Origin of the sequence: Fusobacterium perfoetens (genome assembly GCF_021531595.1) — a bacterium.
Classification (GTDB): domain Bacteria; phylum Fusobacteriota; class Fusobacteriia; order Fusobacteriales; family Fusobacteriaceae; genus Fusobacterium_B.
Genome location: NZ_JADYUD010000003.1, coordinates 171,695 through 180,874, shown reverse-complemented (window position 1 = coordinate 180,874; position 9,180 = coordinate 171,695). Strand labels below are relative to the sequence as shown.

Here is a 9,180-nt window from a genome sequence, read left to right as displayed (position 1 = left end):
AAAATGACACTGTCTGAACGAAGTGAGTTTGTCATTTTTAGTGAAACGAACAATATAAATAAAAAATATTTTCACAAGATAAAATTTTATTTTTATAGATTTACAACAGCCCGTTTTTAATTTATTTCTTAATTTTCATAAAGAACTACTTGATTATTATTTTTTATTGTAGCTTGAATATCAATAACTCTCTGATTTGAACTTCCTCTCCATTTTAAATTTACATCTTTAAGTTCTTCTGTAAATTTACCATCTATAAGCACATCACATTGTTTAAGAAGCTCATATTTTTTTGGATCAGCAGCTATTTGTTCCCATGTAAATCCTGACCATATCCAGATATCTTTTTTAGGAAAACGCTTTTTAAATTCTTGGCAGAATTCTTTTAAAGGCTCTACATTTTTGTAATATGTAGGATCTCCTCCAAGAAGTGATAACCCTCTCATTGCAGAATCAAATCTTTCAAAATATTCAAGAATATTTTCCTGAATATCCTCTGTAAAAGGAACTCCATATTCACTGTCCCATGTTTCTTTATTAAAACAACCTTTACATCTATGAGAGCACCCACTTACAAAAAGAGTAACCCTTATACCTTTTCCATTTATCATATCAGTAAATTTAATATCTGAATAGTTCATTTTGTAACATCTCCTACATATGTTTTACTCTTGCTATAACCTCTTTTTGTTTTCCACTGTTAAATGGTCTTGCATCTGGCTGACTTAAATATCCACACACTCTTCTTATAACATTCATCTGTGTACTGTCATGGTTTCCACAGTTAGGACAAGTAAATCCTTCTTCTGTTGCAAGAAATTCTCCTGAAAATCCACATTTATGGCATTTATCTACAGGCTGATTTATTCCCATATAGTGAATTCCTACAGATTTTGCATATTTTAATATTTCATAAACAGCCTCAAGATTATTTTTTAAAGAGTCTGTCTCTATATAACTTATATGTCCTCCCCAAGAATATTTATGTCCAGGAGCTTCCATTCTAAGTTTTTCAAATGGATTTATTTTTATATGAGAAGAAACATGGAATGAGTTATCATAATATCCTTTGTCTGTAATCATAGGAATTATTCCAAATTCTTCTTTATCTATTTTACAGAATCTGTTGCAAAGTGATTCACTTGGAGTTCCGTAAAGAGCAAATCCAAGATTAGTTTCTTTTTTAAACTCAGCCACTTTATCAGCCATATGTTTTAAGATTTTAAATGTTTTTTCATAAACTTCTTCGTCTTGTGAGAAATCTTTTCCATATACTAATTGAGAAACTTCACTAAGACCTATATATCCTATTGATACTGTTGAGTATCCTCCATAAATAAGGTCTTTTATTGTATCTTTAGGATCTTTTTCTGCAAGAGCTCCCTCTTCCCAAATGATAGGTGCAATTTCTGCCTGAGTATTTTCAAGATATTTAGCTCTGAAAACTGAATTTTCTTTACAAAGTTCAAGGATTCTGTCAAGTTCTTTATAGAAACCTGCTTCGTCTCCTTTATTTTTTATTGCAATTCTTGGAAGGTTGATTGATGTTGCACCAAAGTTAAATCTTCCTGAATAAATTTCTTTTCCATCTTTGTCATACCATGGTGAAAGGAAGGCTCTGCAACCCATAGGATATACAACTGTTCCTTTTTCAACTTGCTCTTTAGTAACAAAAAGAATATCTGGATAAATAGATTTAGTCATACAGCTGAAAGCCATCTGTGATATATCCCAGTTAGGATCTTCTGGATTGAAGTTAAGCCCTTCACAAGTTGCATAAACTATTTTAGGGAATATTGCTGTTTCTTTTTTAGCTCCAAATCCGTCCATTCTTGTTTTTAATACATATTTCTGAACTAATCTTCCTTCCCATGAAGTTTCAGTTCCTATTCCTATAGTTGTAAAAGGAGTTTGACCATTTACAGTTGAAAGAGAGTTAATCTCATATTCAAGTCCTTGCATAGCTTGTTTAACTGATTCTTCTGTCATATCTGCTGCATAATCAAATGCAAGAGGAAATCTTTCTTTTAAAGATGAATTTGAATATTCTATATTTCCTTCTTCCATTACTTTTTCAACAGCTTCATCATTCATTCTTTCTACATATTTAAGTCCCTTTTTAAAATGCTTTTTAAAGCTCTTTATAATATAAGGAACTAAAACTTTATCTAAGTAAGGGATAGAACATCCTCCATAAGTATTAGAAGAAACTGAAGCGATGATTTGAACTATATGCCCTACTGCTACATCAACAGAATTAGGTTCAAGCATTTTAGCATTTCCTATCTTACATCCTCCCTTAAGCATTCTTGCCACATCAACAAGTTCACAGTTTGTTTCTCTGAAAAGAAGGTAGTCAAGGTCGTGAATATGTATTTCACCTAACTCATGAGCAGCCTTTAAATGTTTTGGAAGAATTTTGTTAAGATAATAATCTTTTGAAGAAATTCCTGCAAGAAGGTCTCTTTGAACAGATATTGTTTTAGAATCCTTATTTGCATTTTCATTCATCTGATCTTTATCTGTTGCATCTATTAATTCATTAATTTGTTTATATATATTTTTTTCTTTAGCTCTTTTATCTGCCATTACAGCTCTGTATCCTTGATACAACATAGCTATATCTTTTCTTGAAGTCGCCATAAGTTTTTTTACTACAAGGTCTTGAATATCTTCAACACCAAGTTCTTTAGTATCAAGATTTTCAATTTGTAAAGCTATTCTTTTAATTGTCTCTTCCTCCATAGGTCTTTCACTTTGACCTGCAGCAAGAGTAATAGCTCTTTCTATTCTCTCTCTTTTAAAGGGAACAATATCCCCGTCTCTTTTTATAACTCTCTCAATCATAGTCCTCTCCTTAAATAAGCAATCCATGTTTTAAGATAAAATAAGAACACAATATCTTGTGTTCATGTTAAAAAACAACTACTACATATTAGTATTTTTTCCAGAAAATTGCAAGCAGATTTTATCTCATTTAAGAGTTAAGAAAAAGTGGTTGACACACTATATATTGGAAATGAATAATCTGTTTTAGAAAAAATTTTTTTAACAGAAAAAAATAAAATTTTAAAGGGAATAAAGAAGATTTTCCGAAAAATACATATAAGAAAATCTCATACAAAAATACAAGTATAAATTTTATTTTTTTATGTTTTGATTAATTTTTACTCTTTTTTTGATTAATTTTTAATATTTATTTGCAATTTTTTTTAAGATGGTGTAAGATTACTTTAGAAATTTACTTTTTCGTTTGAAAAATTTATGGAGGGAAGTTTTTATGAATAGATTAACTGTACATATTTTTTCAGACTCATTTGGAGAATCAGGGGAACAAGTATTAAGATGTGCTCTTAGTCAATTTGATATAGAAAAGTATAATATTGTAAGGCATATAAAGGTTTCTACTGTTAGTGCTCTTGAAAGAGAACTGAAAAAAATTAAAGATTATTCAAATTCATTCATTCTTTTTACTCTTGTAAATGTTGATGTTGTAAAAAGAATAAAAGAATTTTGTGCAGAAAACAAAATTAATTATTCTGACCTTTTAAGCCCTCTTTTATCAGCACTGCAGGCACAGACTGGAGAAGAGCCTAAAAGAAAATCAGGAGCATATAGAGTAATGGATGAAAAGTATTTCGGAAGAATTGAAGCCATTGAGTTCGCTGTTAAATATGACGACGGTAAAGATCAGCATATGCTTCACGAAGCAGACCTTGTTCTTGTAGGAATTTCAAGAACTTCAAAAACACCTCTTAGCATCTATATAGCAAATAAAATGTACTTAAAGGTTCTTAATATACCACTTGTACCAGAAGTTGAGCCTCCTAAAGAATTATTTGAAATTCCTAAGAAAAAAATAATAGGACTTACTAATTCTATTGAAATGCTTAACAAAATAAGAACAGAAAGAGTAAGATGCATAGGTCTTAGAAATGGTTCAACCTATTCTTCCCTTTCAAGAATAATAGAAGAACTTGACTATGCAGAAAAAATTATGAAAAAACTTGGCTGTCCTGTAATAGATGTTTCACAGAAAGCTATTGAAGAAACAGCTCAGGTTATAGTAGAGATAATGAAAGAACAAGAACTTTTATAAAAAACATAGTGTAAAATTTTAGAAATTATATACATTCCAGTGAATAACACGAAGGAGGCATTTGTTATGAAAAAATTTATTTACTTATTTGACGAAGGTAATAAGGACATGAAAGATCTTCTTGGAGGAAAAGGAGCTAACCTAGCTGAAATGACACATATAGGTCTTCCTGTTCCAACAGGATTTACTATCACAACTGAAGCGTGCAGCGAGTTCTATAATCAAGATAAAAAAATATGGGACGAACTAAGAGATGAAATCTGCGAAAGTATTAAAAAACTGGAAGAAAAAACTGGAAAGACTTTCGGACATGGAGAAAATCCTCTTCTTGTATCTGTAAGATCAGGAGCTGCTGTATCAATGCCTGGAATGATGGATACTATTCTTAACCTTGGACTTAATGATATAACTGTTGAATCTCTTGCAGCTATCACTAATAACCCAAGACTTGCATGGGACTCATACAGAAGATTTATTCAAATGTTTGGTGATGTTGTTAAAGAAGTGCCAAAATATAAATTTGACATTATTATGGATAAAGTAAAAGAATCAAAAGGAATAACAAGCGATCTTGATTTAGATGTAGAAGATTTAAAACTTATAACTAAACAATTTAAAGATTTATATGCTGAAGAAACAGGAGAAGATTTCTATTCAGATCCTATGGAACAGCTTATAAGTGCTGTTAAAGCAGTATTTAATTCTTGGAACAATCCAAGAGCTATAATATACAGAGAACTTAATGAAATCACAGGACTTCCTGGAACTGCTGTAAATGTTCAGTCTATGGTTTTCGGTAATATGGGAACAAATTCTGGAACAGGAGTTGCATTTACAAGAAATCCTTCTACTGGGGAAAATAAAATTTTCGGTGAATACTTAATGAATGCACAAGGGGAAGATGTTGTTGCAGGAATAAGAACTCCTGAAAGTATAGATAAGCTTGCTGAAGAAATGCCAGATATGTTTAATCAGTTTGTAAATATCTGCCATACTCTTGAAAAACACTACAAAGATATGCAGGATATGGAATTTACTATTGAAAGAGGAAAATTCTATATGCTTCAGACAAGAAATGGAAAAAGAACTTCAAAAGCTGCTATAAACATTGCTGTTGATATGGTTGAAGAAGGACTTATCACAAAAGAAGAAGCTATTCTTAGAATAGATCCTAAGAGTATAGATCAGCTTCTTCACAAAACATTCTCAAAAGAAGGTATAAAAGAGGCTAAAGAAATTGGAGAAGGACTTGCAGCATCTCCAGGTGCAGCATCAGGAAAAGTATTCTTTGACTGTAAATCTATAAAAGAAAATGGTGGAGGAATACTTGTAAGAGTTGAAACTTCCCCTGAAGATATTGAAGGAATGAACATTGCTGATGGTATCTTAACTGTTCGTGGAGGAATGACTTCCCATGCTGCTGTTGTTGCAAGAGGAATGGGAAAATGCTGTGTATGTGGATGCAGTGAACTTACAATAAATGAAGAAAAGAAAGAACTTGAATCAAGAGGAGTTGTTATAAAACAAGGAGAATTTATATCTCTTGATGGTTCTAGTGGTAAAGTTTATATGGGAGAAGTTCCTAAAACAGAAATTGAACTTACTGGTGCATTTGAAAAATTTATCAGCTGGGTTGATGAAATAAGAGATCTTGGAGTAAGAATGAATGCAGACACTCCTAGAGACTGTGCTGCAGGATTAAAATTTGGAGCAGAAGGAATAGGACTTTGCAGAACTGAACATATGTTCTTCGGTGAAGAAAGAATATGGGCTGTAAGAGAAATGATAGTTTCTAATTCAAGACTTGAAAGAGACAGAGCTCTTGCAAAAATATATCCATTCCAGAAAAAAGACTTCCATGATATATTTGAACTTATGAAAGGAAAACCTGTAACTGTAAGACTTCTTGATCCTCCTTTACACGAATTCCTTCCTAAAGGAGAAGCTGATCAGAAAAAACTTGCAGAACTTATGAGAAAGCCTTTCAATGTAATTCAAGAAAGAATAGCTTATCTTCATGAAGTTAACCCTATGCTTGGACACAGAGGATGCAGACTTGCTATAACTTATCCTGAAATTTATGAAATGCAGGCAAGAGCAATTATAGAAGCTGCCATTGAAGTAAAAGAACAAGGAATAGATGTTAAACCAGAAATCATGATTCCTCTTGTTGTTGAAAAGAATGAACTTAAATATGTAAAAGAAAAAATAACAGCTGCTATTGAAGAAATATTTGCTAAAAAGAAAACAAGACTTGAATATAAAGTTGGTACAATGATTGAAGTTCCTCGTGCTTGTTTAACTGCTGATGAAATAGCTGAAGAAGCTGAATTCTTCAGTTTCGGAACTAATGACCTTACTCAGATTACTTTTGGATTCTCAAGAGATGACGCAGGTAAATTTATAAAAGAATATGTTGATAAAAATGTATTTGAAAAAGATCCATTTATAAGCATTGATAAAAATGGTGTAGGTCAGCTTATGAAAATGGCTATTGAAAAAGGAAGAAAAACAAGACCTGATATTAAACTTGGAATCTGTGGTGAACATGGAGGAGAACCTCGTAGCGTTGAATTCTGTAACTCTTTAGGACTTAACTATGTATCATGTTCTCCATACAGAATACTTATAGCTAAAATAGCTGCTGCACAAGGTAAAATTAAACAAGGAAAATAGATATTTGCCTAAATAATCCCTTTTAAGAGGAGAGACTTCTGTCTCTCTTCTTTTTTTGTATTTTTCTTAAATGAATGGTATAATAACAATAGTATTATTATTAAATACTTATAATTTTAACCAAAAACAGAAGAGAGGAACATAATGAAAAATCTTTATGAAACAGATTATAAAGTAATAGTTTCCGACATTAACTATGGCGGTCACATGGGAAATGAACGAGCACTTATCATTTTCCAACAAACAAGAATGGAATGGCTTAATTCCATTGGTTATGATGAAGCAAATATTGAAGGAAAAGGGCTTATACAACTGGAATCACATGTTTATTATTTAAAAGAAGTTTTTTTGGGAGAGACACTTCTTTGCAGAATAGTAAATGTACAACCTGAAAGAATAACTTTCAATATAGAATATGAAATTTTAAACAAAAATAACGATATAGTTATAAAAGGTATGACGAAAATGGCTGTATTTGATTATGAAAAGAAAAAAATAGCAAGAATTCCAAAGGAATTTTTGGAAAAACTTGAAAAATAAGCAAACAGGAAAATATATGAAAACAACTATCAGGTATACAGCATCGTCTAAAAAAAATATATTAAAACTTGTTTTTGATGGGAAGGTTAAGGCAATGAAAAAAATTTTTAAGGTTCTTATATTTCTTATAATTAGTATAACATCTCTTTCGGAAATTAAAATAGGCGTTGATGACAGTAATCCTGCTGTAAAACAAAATATCATACTTACTATTGAATTTTTAAATGAAACAAAATCTGAATACGAAATAGAAGGTATAGATAATTTTAAAATAATGTCTATGGGAAGCCGTTCAAACTATAACACCACAGATGGAAAAAAAGTAAAATATTCAAAATCTGATATTTATACTCTTTCTCCTCAGTTAGAAGGAATTGTCTCACTTATTGTAAAATCTAAAAGTGGAACTGTTTCAAATCGTATAACTTTAAACATTTCAAAAGAAAGAAAAGAAAGTGGAGAAGAAAAATTTATTCTTGAAACAACAAACTACAAAAGAGATTACTATTATGGAGAAAAAATTCCTTTTGTAGAAAAAGTTATAATAAAAAAATCTATAAGCAATTACAGTTATGTTTCTACACCTGTATTTAATGGATTTTCTATAAAAAATGTCACTCCAAGAGATGGAAGAGGTTTTGCTATCCCAAAAAGAGTAACTGTTAATGGGAAAGAGCAAATTGAGCTTGTTCTTTTCAGAAGTATACTTGAACCTGTTTCTGCTGGACAAAAACTTATTAAAACAGGAGGAATAAGCATCACTGAAACAACTGATGATGATAAAGAAAAAAATCCTGTATATCTAGGATTTAAAGAGATAGGAATAAATGTTCTTCCTCTTCCAGAAGAAAATAAACCTGAAAATTTTCAAGGAGTTGTAGGAAAACTTAAAGGAAATTATAAATGGTCTGAAGAAACTATAAAAGATAAAAAGGTTCTTGTTTTAAGACTGAAACTTTTTGGAACTGTAAATCTAGATAAATTAGAAAAAATTGTGTATTCAGATGACGATAATTTCAGAATAAAAGAAAATATAATAATGTTTGATGAACATGTTTTAGATCATGTTTATTCAGCAGAAAAAAAGTATGTTATAATCTTTATACCAAAACATTCAGGAGATCTTAAACCTCCTCAGATAAAAATACCATATTTTAACCCTGTTGAAAGAGAATATGATGAATTTATAATTTCATCAGACTCAGTAAACATTATGAGTGATGAAGAGTTTTATGAAACTGACTATGAAAAAGAGGATTTTACTTCTGTATATGAAGAAAATAAATATGAAAATAATTTCATTATTTCAGATGAAAAAGAAGGTAAATCTGAAGTTCAGACTTTTGAAAACACAGCTGTAAAAAATAAAAATGAAATAAAAAATACAAAATCTTCCTTTGCAGCAATTATTTTTGCTATCATTGCTGTTATTGAAGCTCTGTACATTTTTAAATTAAAAAGAAAAAAATAATTATTATAAAAGGAGAATTATGGTTCTTATAAGTGATAAAGTTCTAAATTTTGCTGAGAATAGAGGCTTTTGCGGAATCGTTCTAAAAAAAGAAATGAATAAATTTGGCTGAGCTGGATGTGTTGACATAATTCGGGGCGAATTTATAAAAAGTGAAGAAGAAATAAATAAAGATATTTTTTATAATGTTGAGGAATATAAAAATATAAAGGTTTTTATTCCTGAAAACATAGATAACTCTTTAGAGATAAGAATAAAATCTAATTTATCATTTTTTAATATGATGATTTTAAGTGTTGAGGTATTTGAAAAATAATAAAGCCAGTCTGATAAGTGTTTCAGACTGGTTTTTTATCAAAAAAGTAAAAAAGGCAGAAATTATATCTGCCTTTTA

At 30.3% G+C, this 9,180-nt stretch carries 6 protein-coding genes; 4 read left to right on the top strand and 2 right to left on the bottom strand.

Annotation, left to right across the window (positions count from 1 at the left end):
* Nucleotides 1–128: 128 nt before the first annotated feature.
* Nucleotides 129–641, bottom strand: a complete 513-nt coding sequence (gene nrdG / locus I6E17_RS02960) for an anaerobic ribonucleoside-triphosphate reductase activating protein (RefSeq protein ID WP_176828908.1) — start codon at nt 639–641, stop codon at nt 129–131.
* A gap of 13 nt (nt 642–654) precedes the next feature.
* Nucleotides 655–2,844 carry an anaerobic ribonucleoside-triphosphate reductase gene (gene nrdD / locus I6E17_RS02955; RefSeq protein ID WP_235235469.1) on the bottom strand — a complete coding sequence of 730 codons (2,190 nt, stop codon included), beginning with the start codon at nt 2,842–2,844 and terminating at the stop codon, nt 655–657.
* Nucleotides 2,845–3,280: 436 nt separating this feature from the next.
* Between nrdD and I6E17_RS02950 the strand changes: the two genes are divergently transcribed.
* The 4 genes from I6E17_RS02950 to I6E17_RS02935 all read left to right on the top strand — a co-directional run bounded on the left by I6E17_RS02950 (nt 3,281) and on the right by I6E17_RS02935 (nt 8,786).
* Complete coding sequence (locus I6E17_RS02950; RefSeq protein WP_235235463.1) at nt 3,281–4,099, top strand: pyruvate, water dikinase regulatory protein; 819 nt, start codon at nt 3,281–3,283, stop codon at nt 4,097–4,099.
* A gap of 66 nt (nt 4,100–4,165) precedes the next feature.
* Nucleotides 4,166–6,775, top strand: a complete 2,610-nt coding sequence (ppdK, locus tag I6E17_RS02945) for a pyruvate, phosphate dikinase (RefSeq protein ID WP_235235461.1) — start codon at nt 4,166–4,168, stop codon at nt 6,773–6,775.
* 144 nt (nt 6,776–6,919) lie between these two features.
* Nucleotides 6,920–7,315, top strand: coding sequence for an acyl-CoA thioesterase (locus I6E17_RS02940; protein ID WP_235235459.1), 396 nt, complete (start codon nt 6,920–6,922; stop codon nt 7,313–7,315).
* A 16-nt stretch (nt 7,316–7,331) separates the two neighbouring features.
* A complete protein-coding gene (locus tag I6E17_RS02935) occupies nt 7,332–8,786 on the top strand; it encodes a hypothetical protein (RefSeq protein WP_235235457.1) in 1,455 nt (484 codons plus the stop codon).
* Nucleotides 8,787–9,180: the final 394 nt, after the last annotated feature.

Excerpts from the sequence above, each read along its gene's own strand:
- nrdG (WP_176828908.1), bottom strand. The coding sequence starts at position 641 with ATGAACTATTCAGATATTAAATTTACTGATATGATAAATGGAAAAGGT.
- I6E17_RS02950 (WP_235235463.1), top strand. The coding sequence starts at position 3,281 with ATGAATAGATTAACTGTACATATTTTTTCAGACTCATTTGGAGAATCA.
- ppdK (WP_235235461.1), top strand. The coding sequence starts at position 4,166 with ATGAAAAAATTTATTTACTTATTTGACGAAGGTAATAAGGACATGAAA.
- I6E17_RS02940 (WP_235235459.1), top strand. The coding sequence starts at position 6,920 with ATGAAAAATCTTTATGAAACAGATTATAAAGTAATAGTTTCCGACATT.
- I6E17_RS02935 (WP_235235457.1), top strand. The coding sequence starts at position 7,332 with ATGAAAACAACTATCAGGTATACAGCATCGTCTAAAAAAAATATATTA.